The 14,235-nt window shown below is 48.2% G+C and carries 13 protein-coding genes; 9 read left to right on the forward strand and 4 right to left on the reverse strand.

What is annotated here, in order from left to right; genetic code table 11:
* Positions 1 to 589 precede the first annotated feature (589 nt).
* Together Q0600_RS02430 and putP are read right to left on the reverse strand one after the other, a co-directional pair.
* Positions 590 to 1,912: a DUF2130 domain-containing protein gene (locus tag Q0600_RS02430; protein ID WP_298756486.1), complete on the reverse strand. Its 1,323-nt coding sequence runs from the start codon at positions 1,910 to 1,912 to the stop codon at positions 590 to 592.
* The gene (gene putP, locus Q0600_RS02435) at positions 1,905 to 3,413 is read right to left on the reverse strand and encodes a sodium/proline symporter PutP (protein WP_298756488.1); all 1,509 of its coding nucleotides are present in this window, start codon (positions 3,411 to 3,413) and stop codon (positions 1,905 to 1,907) included. Before putP ends, Q0600_RS02430 begins: the two co-directional genes overlap by 8 nt.
* Positions 3,414 to 3,582: 169 nt before the next feature.
* Between putP and Q0600_RS02440 the strand changes: the two genes are divergently transcribed.
* Genes Q0600_RS02440 through Q0600_RS02470 form a run of 7 tightly spaced genes read left to right on the forward strand, consistent with a single transcriptional unit; the run spans position 3,583 to position 9,530 of the window.
* Positions 3,583 to 4,245 carry an amino acid ABC transporter permease gene (locus Q0600_RS02440; protein WP_298756559.1) on the forward strand — a complete coding sequence of 221 codons (663 nt, stop codon included), beginning with the start codon at positions 3,583 to 3,585 and terminating at the stop codon, positions 4,243 to 4,245.
* Positions 4,238 to 4,966 (forward strand): amino acid ABC transporter ATP-binding protein, encoded by a 729-nt coding sequence (locus Q0600_RS02445; RefSeq protein WP_298756490.1) that lies wholly within the window; start codon positions 4,238 to 4,240, stop codon positions 4,964 to 4,966. Before Q0600_RS02440 ends, Q0600_RS02445 begins: the two co-directional genes overlap by 8 nt.
* Before the next feature lie 11 nt (positions 4,967 to 4,977).
* Positions 4,978 to 5,718 (forward strand): basic amino acid ABC transporter substrate-binding protein, encoded by a 741-nt coding sequence (locus tag Q0600_RS02450; RefSeq protein ID WP_298756492.1) that lies wholly within the window; start codon positions 4,978 to 4,980, stop codon positions 5,716 to 5,718.
* Positions 5,719 to 5,777: 59 nt separating this feature from the next.
* The gene (locus tag Q0600_RS02455; protein ID WP_298756495.1) at positions 5,778 to 6,317 is read left to right on the forward strand and encodes a hypothetical protein; all 540 of its coding nucleotides are present in this window, start codon (positions 5,778 to 5,780) and stop codon (positions 6,315 to 6,317) included.
* A complete protein-coding gene (gene thiE, locus Q0600_RS02460) occupies positions 6,314 to 6,928 on the forward strand; it encodes a thiamine phosphate synthase (RefSeq protein WP_298756498.1) in 615 nt (204 codons plus the stop codon). Before Q0600_RS02455 ends, thiE begins: the two co-directional genes overlap by 4 nt.
* Positions 6,915 to 7,691, forward strand: coding sequence for an undecaprenyl-diphosphate phosphatase (locus tag Q0600_RS02465; RefSeq protein WP_298756501.1), 777 nt, complete (start codon positions 6,915 to 6,917; stop codon positions 7,689 to 7,691). The genes thiE and Q0600_RS02465 overlap by 14 nt, the downstream gene beginning before the upstream one ends.
* Before the next feature lie 15 nt (positions 7,692 to 7,706).
* Positions 7,707 to 9,530 (forward strand): phosphoethanolamine transferase, encoded by a 1,824-nt coding sequence (locus tag Q0600_RS02470; RefSeq protein WP_298756504.1) that lies wholly within the window; start codon positions 7,707 to 7,709, stop codon positions 9,528 to 9,530.
* A gap of 499 nt (positions 9,531 to 10,029) precedes the next feature.
* Here the strand turns inward: Q0600_RS02470 and Q0600_RS02475 are convergent, their stop codons facing one another.
* Positions 10,030 to 11,346, reverse strand: a complete 1,317-nt coding sequence (locus Q0600_RS02475) for an aminotransferase class V-fold PLP-dependent enzyme (protein ID WP_298756508.1) — start codon at positions 11,344 to 11,346, stop codon at positions 10,030 to 10,032.
* A 125-nt stretch (positions 11,347 to 11,471) separates the two neighbouring features.
* Here Q0600_RS02475 and Q0600_RS02480 point away from each other — a divergent pair, with 125 nt between their 5' ends.
* Positions 11,472 to 12,281: a DUF234 domain-containing protein gene (locus Q0600_RS02480; RefSeq protein ID WP_298756511.1), complete on the forward strand. Its 810-nt coding sequence runs from the start codon at positions 11,472 to 11,474 to the stop codon at positions 12,279 to 12,281.
* A 475-nt stretch (positions 12,282 to 12,756) separates the two neighbouring features.
* On the opposite strand, the gene Q0600_RS02485 is transcribed toward Q0600_RS02480, so the two are convergent.
* Complete coding sequence (locus Q0600_RS02485; protein ID WP_298756514.1) at positions 12,757 to 13,497, reverse strand: hypothetical protein; 741 nt, start codon at positions 13,495 to 13,497, stop codon at positions 12,757 to 12,759.
* An 88-nt stretch (positions 13,498 to 13,585) separates the two neighbouring features.
* On the opposite strand from Q0600_RS02485, the gene efp reads away from it, so the two are divergent.
* Positions 13,586 to 14,152, forward strand: coding sequence for an elongation factor P (gene efp, locus Q0600_RS02490; protein WP_298094814.1), 567 nt, complete (start codon positions 13,586 to 13,588; stop codon positions 14,150 to 14,152).
* Positions 14,153 to 14,235 lie beyond the last annotated feature (83 nt).

Raw genomic sequence — 14,235 nt, forward strand, 5'->3', positions numbered from 1 at the left:
GGGGGGGGGTTAACGATTAGTAACAAGCGCTTTTGCGCGATAAAATTTTGCCACGCAAATAGCTATGGCAAGGGAGTTTGCGAAATTTAAAATTTATTTTGAAAAAGTTAGGAATTTTAAAATTTTAACGCTAGGATTTTGAAAAATTTTATAAATTTTATGAAATTTGCAGATCAAAATTTTAAAATTTTTACGATACGGCGAAGCGAATTCTTAAAATTTTACTATGACTTTTAGCGCAAAATCTTCCCGATAAGGACACAAAACAGAAATTCCAAATCAAATTTTCTCGACGTGAAGCGCTTCCTTAAATTATGAATTTAAAATTTTACATGTGAAATTTCCACTCTACACAGTGCGGCGTATTTCTGCCAAGATAAAATTCGCAAGCAAAATTCCAACCTCGCAAACCCAAAAGCATACGGCAATTACTTCTTGAAATTTTAGCACCGCTTACCCGTAGACCAATATTACGTTGCTTTATAGAATTTAGACCTCACGACGCCAGCTCCTCGCACTGCAAGCTCGCCTTGCGTTTTCGTTCAGACGGCGATCCGTCCACACGCCACTATGGCGTCTCGTCGCCATCTTAGTCTTGAAGCGCGTCCGCTTCGCCCTCTGCCGCGATCGCCTCGAGGCTTAAAATTTCATCGACGTCCTCCAGCTGCGCTACGCCGCTTCCGGCGATGCTTCTGATACTTGCGTGCATCGCGATCGCGCCGTCTCGCGCACGCGCGATCTGTTTTTCACGCTGTTTCCAGATGCGCTCCATCGCGTTGCGCTCCTTATTTAGGCTCTCTTGCATGCCGACGAATGCCGATACGATCGTCTTTATCTGGTTTGCAAACTCGGGCGAGGTCAGATAGTCGTAGAGCATCGCCGTTTTGCTATCTTGATTTTGACCCGATCTTTTGGCAAACGCAAGCGCTACGACGTGTTCGCGCAAGACGGCGCAAAGCCCCTTAAATTCCTCAAACGAACAGATCCAGATGCTAGCATCGCTCGGCGCTTGGTGCAGCCTAGGGCTGTGAGGCGGCATCTGCTCGGTTACGATAACGCCGATCTGCGCGCCCTCGCCTATCATATCGTCTTTGAGTTTGTCGATCCATTTGGGCTCGAAGCTTTTCGTGCGCTTGCTCTCGTATAAAATTTTACCGCAGCCCGCAAACTCCCTCGTATGCACCATCTGCACGCAGTCTGCGCCGCGCGCGCCCTTTTTGACCTCATCTATCTCGTCCAAAGGAAAGTTTAGCCGCAGATACTCCTGCAGCGCAAGCTCCTGTACCTCGCCCTGAAGCTGCTGCGAGCCTACTTCCGAGCGGCGCTTAAGCTCGTTTATTTGGCCGATTAAGCTTTGGATCTGCTCATCTTTTTGGCGGAATTTCAGCTCGTTTTCCTGCGAAATTTGTTTCGAAAGCCGCTCTCGCTCCATATTCATGCGGTTGGTTAGCTCGATCTCGGATTTGGCTTTATTCTCGGCCTCAAGCTCGCTAAATTTACGCTTTTGCGCCTCCATCTCGGCCTTTATTAAATTTAGCTCGGAAATTCTTTGCGATTTTTCTTGCAGCTCCTTTTGTAAAATTTCAAATTTCGCCGCGTTTTCGCTCTCGATCTGAGATTTTGCGAGCGCTAAAATTTTCTCCCGCTCGCTGTTTAGCGCGGAATCGGTCGCCGCTTTTACGCGCTGCTCGAATGCGTTTTCCTTTGCTTGCAGCTGCGCCAGATGCTTCGCGTACTCCTCGCGCTTAGCGGCGATTTCGGCTTCAAATTTAAGCGTGGCTTCGTTTTGCTGCTGCTGCCACTTTCGCTTCTGCTGTAAAATTTCATCTTCAAATTTAGCTTTGATATCGCGCTGCAGCGCCTCGTCTATATCGATCTGAGAGCCGCAGTGCGGGCACTTTACGTTAGCCATTTTTGCTTCCTAAACTCTGCTCTTTCATCTTTTCAAATTCCTGCGAAATTTGCGCGGCATTAGGCTCATCCGCCATCTTATCGAGCACGGAGTTGTAGCGATTTACGAGCAGTATCGCAAGCGCCGAAAAGCAAAAGCCCGGCAGTAGCTCGTAAACGACCGCCGAAAGCCCCGATAATATCCAGCAAATGACCGTGATACCGCCTACGAGCATGCCCACCAAAGCCGAGAGCGCGCTCATTTTTTTAGAATACAGGCTGAAAAGCAGCACCGCGCCAAAGCTCGCGCCAAATCCTGCCCAGGCGTTACCCACGACGTTTAGCACCGTATCGTTTGAGCCAAACGCCAAGATCGCGGCGACCGCGGCGATGATAACGACGGCGATACGGCTGCTTAGCGTCTGCGTGCGCTCGCTCACCTCTTTTTTATAAAACGCGAAGATAAAATCCTTCGTAACGGCGCTCGCGCTTACCAAAAGCTGGCTTGAGATAGTGCTCATAATCGCCGCCAGCACCGCAGAGATTATGACGCCTAGGATGAACGGATGAAAGAAAATTTTACCGAGCTCTAGGAAAATTTTTTCGGGATCGTCTATGCTAAGGCCCTTTTGTGAAAAATACACAAAGCCGATCAGGCCGCTAAGCATCGCGCCTACTAGTCCTAGCACCATCCACGAAATTCCGATGCGGCGCGCGCTATCAAGCTCGCGCGAGCTTCTAATCGCCATAAAGCGCACGATGATATGCGGCTGACCGAAGTATCCGAGCCCCCAAGCAAGCAAGCCTAAAACGCCCAAGAAGCTTTGATTATAAAATAGATCTAGGTGGCTCGCGCCGTAGAGCCGCACCTGCGTCAAAAAGGAGCTATCCGCAGGGATCTGCAGCGCGCGATAAGAAAACAGAGGGATCAAAATAAGCACCGCAAACATCAGCGCGCCCTGAAATGCGTCAGTAATCGCGACGGCCTTAAATCCGCCGAAAAAGGTATAAAACACGACGATTAAGATCGTAGCGACCGCGCCGTAGGTGAAATTTAGCCCGAAAAAACTCTCAAAGGTCTTGCCGCCTGCAATGATGCCGCTGCTAACATAGAGCGTAAAAAATATGATGATCAAAAGCCCGGAGATGATGCGAAGCGTCTTGGTATGGTCTTTGAAGCGGTTTTCTAAAAAATCCGGGATCGTGACGCTGTCGCTTGCTACCTCGGTGTAAATTCTAAGCCTTTTTGCAAGAAATTTATAATTGCACCACGCGCCCACGCAAAGTCCTAGGGCTATCCATATATTGCAAATTCCCGTCGCAAACATCGCGCCCGGCACCCCCAAAAGCATCCAGCCGCTCATATCGCTAGCGCCCGCGCTAAGCGCCGTTACGAATGGGCCCAGGCGGCGGTTATCGAGCAGATACTCGCTTAAGCTCGCATTCTTGTCATAATAATACCTACCTATAAAAATAAGCGCGCCGAAATATATCGCGATTGCGCAATAGGTCCAAAAGCTCATCGTTGCCTCCTTTTAAAAAAGCTAATTTTACTCTATTTCAAATAAAATTTTACTTTCGGAATTTAGCCAGATTTTAACGAAATTTTAGTATTCTTACCGTTTAAATTTTAAGAAAAAGGCGCCTTGGTTGAACGAGAAAATTTTAAAGGTCGTATTTGTTTTGACTGTAATCGCCGTGGGGCTTTATTTCACCTATCCCGAGCTGAGCGAAGCGCAAAAAATTTCATACGCCAAAAGCTACGGCATCACTCTTATTTTGACCTCCGGCGGCATTGTGATCGGTATCGCATTAGGATTTATGCTGGCATTTTTAAAATTTCTAAACAATAAATTTTTAAGCTTCATTATCGACGAATACGTAGATATCATCCGCGGAACTCCAATCGTTATCCAGCTGATGGTGTTCGTGTTTATAATTTTTGCTACGTGGAGCAATAATATCGCAGCTGCGATCTTTGCACTGGGGCTTAATAGCTCAGCTTACGTCGCGGAGATCGTGCGCGGCGGCATAAATAGCGTCGATAGCGGCCAGATGGAAGCTGCGCGCGCGATGGGGCTAGGTTACGGCACGGCGATGAAAGAGATCGTCTTTCCGCAGGCGATAAAAAATATCCTGCCTGCGCTTGCGAATGAGTTTATTAGCCTATTTAAAGAGACCTCGGTCGTGGGTCTCGTAGCAATTACTGATCTTACGTTTTTTTCAAAAAGCATGCAGGCTGCGCTTTATACCGTCCAGCCGATACTTTTTGCCGCAGTACTTTACTATGCAAGCGTAAAATTTTTCTCGTTTTTAGTAAAAATGCTAGAAAGTAGGTTAAACCGCAATGATTGAAATATCAAATTTAACCAAATCCTACGGCAATTTATCAGTGCTAAAAGGAATTTCAAAGAGCATAAATAAAGGCGATATCGTAGCGATCATCGGTCCAAGCGGCGGTGGTAAATCGACCTTTTTGCGTTGCTTAAATTTGCTTGAAATTCCAAGCGGCGGCATTATTAAAATAGACGGCGAGGATATTACCGATAAGCACACCGATATTAATAAAATTCGCCGCAAAGTTAGTATGGTCTTTCAGCATTTCAACCTCTTTGCAAATAAAAACGTATTAGAAAATTTAACTCTAGCGCCCATAAAAGCGGGTATCTATACTAAAGAACAAGCCTACGCAAAAGCAGAGGAGCTGCTACAAAAGGTCGGTCTTAGCGATAAGGCCTATACTTATCCGCACAAGCTTAGCGGTGGGCAAAAGCAACGCATCGCAATCGCTAGAAGTTTGGCGGTAAATCCGGACGTGATTTTATTCGACGAGCCCACTTCGGCGTTAGATCCCGAGATGATCGGCGAGGTGTTAGGTATAATGAAAGAGGTCGCCAAAGAGGGCATTACGATGCTTGTGGTAACGCACGAGATGGGCTTTGCACGCAATGTCGCGAATAGGATTTTTTTTATGGAGGGCGGCAAGATCGCTGTGGACGATACGCCTAAAAACGTATTTGAAAATCCGCAAAATCCGAGATTGAAAGAATTTTTAAATAAAATTTTAAACCACTAAAGGAGAGGGAAATGAAAAAATTTATGAGATTTCTAGTTGCAGGCGCTTTGCTTTGCGGTTCGCTAGTTGCTAAAGACATCACCAAAGATACGCTCATCGTAGGCACGAATGCCGAGTATCCGCCGTTTGAGTTCGTGGATGAAAACTCCAAAGTCACCGGCTTTGATATGGATTTGGTAGCCGAGCTTGCCAAGCGCGCGGGGGTGAAATACGAAATTTTAAATATGAGCTTTGACGGGCTAATCCCTGCGATTAAAAGCGGTAAAATCGACATGATCGCCTCGGGAATGAGCGCGACGCCGGCTCGCAAAAAGGCGATCGATTTCACAAATCCTTACTACAAGGTCGAAAATTTATACGTCAAACGTAAGGACGATAGCTCGTTAAATTCCAAGGCGGATCTGCAGGGTAAGCGCCTTGCCGCGCAGCTAGGCACCATCCAAGAGCTTGCGATCAGAGATATCAAAGGCGCCGAAGTTAGCGCTACGGAGAACGTTTTTGTAGCCGTCATGTCGCTTAAAAACAAAAAGATCGACGCGCTTTGCGTGGATTCATCCGTGGGCTACGAGTATCTTAAGAAAAATGACGATCTCGTAGCGTTTTTTAAAGAATCCGACGGCAGTGAGGGCTTTTCGATCGCATTTGATAAGGGCAAGTATCCCGAGCTGCTCGCTAAATTTAACGCGGCGCTTGAGGAGATGAAAAAGGACGGAAGCTACGAAAAGCTTTTGGAGAAGTATAATTTAAAATAATCCGCAAAATTTAGGCGCAAATTCTGCAATAGGAATTTGCGCCGCCTAAGAGGAATCCTATGAAAAAGATATTTTTGACACTTGCGATTTTGCTCTGCACGCAGAGCTTTGCGGAGCAAAAAGACAGATACGGCATCGCTGCGTTTGCAGGTCTTGGCAATGACGGCAGAAGCTTCGTTTTTACCTTCAGAAAGGCTCAAAAAGATCGCTTCTTTCCCTGCGACTTAAAAAATTTAAACATAATCGCCGCGGGTGCTTCTAGGTGCATAACGGACGCTAAAGAGCTGAAAAAATTCGACAAAGAATATAAAAAAGCTCTCGAGTCCGTGATAAAACCCGGCAAGCGCTACTACGTAAATTTAATCGATCGCGGCAACGACGCCTATGTTTGCGACGCAAGCGATCCTAAAAGCAATCTGCGATTGGATCTAGTGGCAGCAGGATTTGCCGTGCCGACAACCGACGATAGTGAACTTCTTTTAAAAGCCGCCGAGGAGGCCAAAGAGGCTAAGCGCGGAATGTATAGCGCAAAATTTTGGGACGTTACCAACTGCATCCTAAACGGCGTACCTATACCTAAAAAAGACGAGGATAAATGAGCGAAATTTACGCGCTTAGCGACGATGTCTTAACGCCGCCGCAAACTATCTTTTCACAGATAGATGAAATTTTGCGCTGCGGCGTAAAGCTCGTGCAGTATCGCAGCAAGCTCGCCGCGCAGGATGAAGCTTTAATCCGCTCTCTCATCGATCTTTGCGAGGATTACGGCGCCAAACTCATCATAAACGACGATGCGGTGCTTGCCAAAAAGCTAGGCGCGCACGGCGTGCATATCGGAAAGGACGACGGCGAGGCGGCGCAGGTGCGTGAGTTTTTAGGCGCGGATAAGATCATCGGCGTTAGCTGCTACGCTGGTCTTGCTCGCGCGAGGCAGGCCGAGGCGCAGGGCGCTAGCTACGTAGCCTTCGGCTCGCTCAGACGCGGCAAGACAAAACCTAATGCGCCGCTTTGCCCCGATGAGCTCGTGCAAGAGGCGCGAAAATCTTTGAACCTCCCAATCGCCGTAATCGGCGGGATAAGCTTAGAAAATCTGGATGAAATTTTAGCCCTCAAGCCTGATTATATCGCGATGGTAGAGGCGATCTACAGACCCTCTTCGATCACGCAGAATTTAGCAAATTTAAAGGAAAAAATGGATGAATATATTTGACGCCGTGATTCTAGGCATCGTCGAGGGGCTGACGGAGTTTCTGCCCGTAAGTTCGACCGGGCACATGATCCTAGCTGCGAAACTGATGGGTCTGCAGCAGACCGACACGCTTAAATGCTTCGAGGTCGTTATCCAGCTAGGCTCGATCCTAGCGGTCGTTGCGATGTTTTATAAGCGGCTTTTGGTTGATTTTAAGCTCTGGTGCAAGCTCATCGTGGGCTTCATCCCCACTGCAGCGATCGGCTTTTTACTGTATAAAAGCATCAAATCGCTCTTCACGCCGCAAACCGTCGCCTACGCGCTGATCGGTTGGGGCATTATTTTTATCGCGGTCGAGCTCTTTCGCAAGGCGCGCCCTAGAGAAGGCGAGCTAGAGCATCTGGATCAAATTTCATACATCCAGGCTTTCATTATCGGGTTTTCGCAGTGTTTTGCGATGGTGCCGGGCACTTCGCGCAGCGGCGCTACCATCATCGCAGGACTTTTGTGCGGGCTAAGCAGAAACTTAGCCGCGCGCTTTAGCTTCCTGCTCGCGATCCCTACGATGTTTGCGGCGACTTTTTACGACACCTATAAGAATTTAGACACCTTCGCGCAAAACTCCGACAATATCACGATCTTCCTCGTAGGCGGCGCAGTGGCGTTCGTCGTGGCGCTTGCGGCGATCAAGCTATTTCTAAGCTTCGTCTCGAAGTTCGATTTCATCCCGTTTGGAATTTATAGAATTCTAATCGGCATCGCATTTTTCATATTTGTATTTTAATACGCAAGGAATTTCATGAGCCTCGTAAAAAATATCGGCGCATTTTTAAAAGACAGATTTAGCCTCCTATCGGTATTTGACGGCGCGGTGCTAAACGCATACGTGCTAGTTTTAGTATTAAATTTAGCCCTCGGGTTGCTTCTTATCGCACGCGGCGGCGAGCTGCTCTCTGCGCAGGCGCTGTTTTTCGTGGCATATGCGATCTGCGGCGTGACAATAATTTTTTTCGCGCTTTACGCGCTTAGCTTTTACAGCGCCAGGCTATATAAAATTCTCGCCTTTGCGCTTCTGGCGATAAACGTGGTCTTTGCGATCGCTCAGATTTTTTTGATCTTTAGCCTGGAGCTTACCTACTCGCACGGCACGCTGGATGCGCTAGTGCAAACGACGCCCAAGGAGGCCTTCGAGTTCGCGCATGCGTTTTTAAATTTCAAGCTTATCGCGGCTTTTCTAGCACTTTTAGTATTCGTCATCGTCGCTCTTAGGCTTAGAGTGGGCCAGCGAGCGCGAATGAAGCTATGTCGCGCGATAAAGCTAGTCTTTCTGCTTAGCTTGCTCGTTTTTGCGGCACATGCGGCGTTTAAAAGCTACGTAGCCAAAAGCTCGAAAATGCGCGCCAGCATCATAATCGCGCTAAATAAAATTCCGATTTATAACTTTGCTTTCGTTACGAAGGATTATTTCGGCGCCGATTTTAAAAGCGTGCGCGAGCTGCAAGCCGGATACCAAAGCATTTACGCCTCGCATTCACATAAAACCGCGCCAAACCGCATCTCAAACGTCGTTTTTATTATCGGAGAGAGCCTGCAGCGAAATTTCATGAGCCTATACGGCTACTATCTGCCCACCACACCGAATCTGCAAGCGCTTGAGCAAAGCGGAAATCTGATCGCTTTTAGCGACGTCGTCTCGCCGGGCGCCAAGACCAACGACGTGTTAAAATACGTGCTAAATTTCGGAAATTACGAGAGCGAAAAGCAGCGCCCGTGGAGCGCCAACCTCGACATCGTAAATCTCGCACGGCTGGCAAACTACGAGACCTTTTGGATCAGCAACCAGGAGCGCTACGGGCAGTGGGCGGTCGCAAGCGGCGCGAGCGCGCAGATGACGGATTACTCGGACTTTACGAATCAAATCCCGGTTTACAAATACGCCTACTCGCTCGACGAAGTTATGCTTCCTAGCATAAAAAATTTCAAATCGGGCGCGAAAAGATCGCCTCTTGCGCGCAAGGACGAAAGCTCCGCCGCAGAGGTAAACGGCACGCAGAAAAAGGATAAATTTTTCATCCTTCATCTGATGGGCTCGCACCCGAGCTACGAGTTTCGCTATCCAAAGAGTTTTGCTAAATTTAGCGCCGCGGATATTTCGCGCGAGCCGCTTGATGAGGGGCAGAAAAAAGAGCTCGCGCACTACCTAAACACCGTGGCTTACAACGATTTTATCCTGAGCGAAATTTATAAAATTTTTGCGAGCGACAACACGCTGATAGTCTATTTCAGCGACCACGCCCAGAGCCTTTATCAATACCGCGGCAAGCTGATCCATGGCGGCATCAACCGCTTCACGCTCGAAATCCCGCTGATTTTCATGGCGTCGGATAAGTTCAAAGAGCAAAACGCTGATCTTTGGGCGCGCATCGCGGCAGCCAAAGACAGACCGTTTTTAAACGACGATCTCATCCACACGATCGCAGAAATTTTAGAGATGACCGAGCTGCCCGAGTACGATCCCGCTCGCTCGGTGATCAATGCCGATTTCAATGCCTCGCGTCCGCGCATCATCGAGGGGGTCGATTACGATAAGGTTTACAAGCTGCAAAAGGAATTTGGCGAGTAAATTTAGTGAAATTTTGCGCCTTTTAGCGGCGCAGAATTTCGCTTCTTAAAATTTGCGCTCTTATCATCGCAAGCGCTCGCGCCTTAATTTAGCTTTCGCACGGGCGCGGCCGCATCAATTTTCACCGCCACAGGCTCTGAGACAAAATTTCTTGCCGTGAAATTCTGCCGAGTAAAATTCGGTTTTGCGGAATTTCAAATTTTGCGGCTAAAATTCCACGACGCAGAATTTTCCATGCGTTCACGAAATACAAAATTTGCGAAGCTCGTTCAAATAGCGAAATTTTAAAATTTCAGAATTTTAAAATTTGGCGGCGTTAAAATTTATACGCGCGGCACGAAATTCTACCGCTCAAATTTCACGACGTAAAATTCCATAAAACAAAATTCTGCCGACAAATTCGGCCCGTAAATTTAAAATTTCAAAGCCGCGAAATTTTATACCATAAATCCCGCACACTAAAATTTAAAAGCGGCTCTTGCTATAAAATTCCGTGAGCTCAATTTACGCTGCCGCAGCGATATTTGCCCGCTACGAAGGTGATTTTATCACGGATTTGAACGATCTGTCTTAGCGCCTCCGCCAAGAAATCCACATCGCTTTCGTCGTGGATAAATGAGAAGCTAGCCCGCACCCAAGCGGGTTTGCGCGACATTTGCGTATCGGGCTGTAAGCCGAGTAGATCAAAGCCGTAAGGTGCTGCACAGTCGCAGCCTGCGCGGGTCTGGATCTCAAATTTCTGCCCGAGCACCCCGGCTAGCGCGTCCGAGCCGAGTCCTTGCATATTAAAAGCAAAGATCGGCACGCGCGGCGCGGTGAGATTGCCGTAAATTTCAATCTCGGGGATTTTTGAAATTTCGCTTATGAAGCGCCTGCAAATCGCCTCTTCGCGCGATTTGATCGCCTCTAGTCCCACGCTTTTGCGAAGCTTTAGGGCAAGATAAGCTCGCACCAGCGCTATGATGCCCGGCGTGCCCGCTTCCTCCAAGCGCTCCTTATCTATTATGAAGCGCTGCGTCAGGGCGTCTGCGTATTTGATCGTGCCGCCTCCCGCAAACGTCGGCTCCTCGCCGCGCAAAAGCTCCTTTCGCACCGCCAAAATCCCGCTAGCGCCCACGCCGCCCAAAAGCTTGTGTGCGCCGAAAAACATGCCGTCGCAAAAGCTGGTATCTACGTTTTCATGCGCGATGAGCGCGCTAGCGTCCACAAACAGCCGCCCGCCGTGCGACTTGAGCATCAAGTAAGCGCGCTTGTAGTCTATCTTAAGCCCCGTCACGTTTGATGCCGCGGTAAGCACGCCGTAAATTTCACGCCCTTTGTTTGCGGATAAAATTTCGCCCAAGCGCGCAAAATCCATCAGTCCGCTTGGATCCGGCGGAACGCGCACGACCTCGCAAAGCCCCTGCCTTAGGCTGATCTCCACGGAATGGTGCTCAAAAGGCGAGATGATGAAAAGCGGCAGATCTTTTAGGCTCTCGCGCCGCAAGCCGAGCCTATCTCGCGTCGCGGGCGGCAGGTAGATGCCTAGAATTTCCCAGAGCTTCTTTATCGCCGCGGTCGCGCCAAAACCGCAGGAGATCAGGTAGTAGCGCTCCTCGCAGCCCAGAAGCTCTTTGATTTTCGCCCTTGCATTTTCGTAGTAATCGCTCGTAATCTCGGCGTTGGCTCCGCCTGCGGAGTGGACGTTGGCGTATGTTGCAAGCACGCGCTCGATCTCCGCTTCTATAGGGCGATACGCAAGGCCCGAGGCGGCGCAATCGAAGTATTTGACCCCCTCTTTTAAGATGATATTTTCTTTGATCGTTTGAAAATCCAAAGCGCGACTCCAAAATTTTTGCAAATTATATCTAAACTCGCTAAAATTACGCCCGCAAGGAGGGCGAAATTTACGAGCTAAAAGACACTGCGCGAAATTTAGGCGATGCCGGTATCGACGCGATTTTGCAGTTTCATTTCGTATTTGACGAGATAGGCTGTATAAGCGGCTACGCGGACGTTTTTGAAGCGATCGAAAATGAAATTTTGCTCTGCTTTGAACATCTCGGCGAGCGCTTTAAATTCGGCGGCGAGCACGAAGAGCAGATCAAAAAAGCGCTGATGAAATTTGCTAGAAGCGACCGTAAAAAAATAGGAATTTCAAAAATCTTGCCGCGGTTTACGGCGCAAAAAATCACTGCAGATCTCATAAACGCGAAGTTTTTAATCACCGAAAAATCAAGCGAGCAAAGGGCGCAAAAAGAGCGCAAAAACGACCGCCTCCCGCGTGCGCTGCGCCGCTACCATATCACGGACAAGGTCCATTTTAGCAGCAACTTTGCAAGATTTTGGTTTAGATTTATCGAGCCGAACCTGCCCGCGCTGCGACGCGGCGAAATAGGGCGCGTGCTAAGCCTGATCAAAGCGGATTTCAACGCCTACGCGGGGCTCGGGTTTGAAATTTTAAGCAAAGAACTGCTCGCGAAGTATCTAAATTTAGAGATCTCGCAAATTTCAAGCTTTTGGAACAAAGAGGTCGAGATCGACATCTACGCGAAATTTGAGAGCTTTTGCGTCGCGGGCGAGTGCAAATACAAGGAGCGAAAAATTTCAAAAAACGTGCTAAACGAGCTAATGCTAAAATGCGAAAAAGCGTGCCTCACGCCCGATCTGCTCGCACTGTTTTCCAAAAGCGGCTTTAGCGGCGAGCTAGCAAGCCTAAAAAGCGATAAAATTTTACTCTTTTCGCTCGAGGATTTTAAAATTTTACTTTGAGCTGCGCGCCAAAAAAGCCTCTAGAATATGGCGCGAGCGAGCGGTATGCCGCAAGCAAACGAATGAGGCGTTAATGACGAATACGCTATCTACGGGCGGCACGGGCAGAGCATAGGTAAGCGCAAGGCATGGCAGACGCGCTATCTATAGACGGCATGAAGGTGTGTTTGAGCGCGGACGGCGACGCTATGGATAGGCAGACAGCGCGCCATTAGAGGCGCACTATGGCAGCAAATTTTAAACACAATCTGCAAGCAGAAAATCCGCCAAGCGCCAAATGTGAGTTTTTAAAATTCTATCACTAAATTTTAGCACAGGTTTGGACGGCTACGTCACCCACGCACAAATCAGCCACTTGCGAATTTCCCGCGACTATTGATAAGCAAACACTCGCTATATGTAAGCAAACTCGCGCCACTGCAAAACCGCAACTATTCATAAACAAATCTCGCGCCCTGAATTCCATAAATTTAAACTATTTTTTCACCTTGATCACGTATGGCACCGATTTGATCACGCCTTTGGAAAACAGCGTCTTGGTGTCCGCATATACGGCGTCAAGCTCGGCTTTTGAGACGTCCGCATCGCTTACCTGCGCGTCCTTGTTATAGTATTTCTCGATCACGTCGATCGCACCCTTTTGATCGCTCGGAGAGAGGGTTTTTAGATGCTTTAAAATCAGCGCCGATTTGATAAACGCGCTCTTGCCGTGCACCGGCGCAAAGATCAATTTTACGTTGCTGTTGCGAAGATGCTTCGTGATTCTCTTCATCTCCTCGGCGCAATACGGGCATTCCGGATCGCCCACGATGTAGGTCACGTAGGGATTATTTTTATCAAACGACTCGATATAGGCAAATCTCGCGGGATCTATGCTCTTTAGCAACTCAAGTGCGGCGGCGTCCCTGGCGTCCTTTAAAATTTGAGTTCTCATCTTAAATAGCGCCGCATCCGCCGCGTCTGCAAGCTTAGGATCCTCAGTTACTGCCACTAGGCTTTTGCCGTCGTCGCTGGCTAAAAACGCTTCTTTTTTATCGCCCAAGCGGACGATTAGTAAATTTAGCCCGTTTATCGAGTTTAGTTTGTCGATCGAGATGAGCTGAGCGTTTTTATCATTTAGACTTTGCTTTAGGTTTTTTACGAACTCCGCTTCGTTCGCATTCGCACCGAGCACAAAAGCCGCACACGCAGCCAAAACGTAGATGAGTTTTTTCATAGCTTCCCTCCCCTTAAAATTTCGCCAATTATATCAATTTAAAATAAAATTTGTTATAATCGCGCCTCATTAATTTAAGGAGAAATTTATGGCTTATTCAATGGGCGATCTAAAAAAAGGTCTAAAAATCGAGGTGGACGGAATTCCGTTTAAAATCATAGAATACCAACACGTAAAACCGGGCAAAGGACCTGCTTTCGTGCGCGTTAAAATAAAATCTTTTATAGATGGCAAGGTGCTTGAAAAGACCTTCCACGCCGGCGATAAATGCGAGGCGCCAAACCTCGAAGACAAGCAGATGCAGTATCTCTACGACGACGGCGAGGCGTGTCAGTTTATGGATACCGATAGTTACGAACAGATCGCGATCAGCGATGAGGACGTGGGCGAGGCGAAAAAATGGATGCTTGACGGCATGATGGTGGACATTATGTTTTACAACGGCAAGGCGATCGGCGTCGAGGTTCCGCAGGTGGTGGAGCTTAAGATCGTAGAAACCGCGCCGAATTTCCGCGGCGATACGCAGGGCAGCAATAAAAAGCCCGCCACGCTTGAGACGGGCGCCGTGGTGCAGATCCCATTTCACGTGCTCGAAGGCGAGGTCATCCGCGTAGATACCGTCCGCGGCGAGTATATCGAAAAAGCAAACAAATAACTTCTCTATTTTTGCGAAATTTTGATTTCGCAAAAATTCCTCTTTCTTTTAAAATTTATAAACTCCAGACGATAAATTTAAAC

This window comes from uncultured Campylobacter sp. (assembly GCF_938041645.1).
Taxonomy (GTDB): domain Bacteria; phylum Campylobacterota; class Campylobacteria; order Campylobacterales; family Campylobacteraceae; genus Campylobacter_B.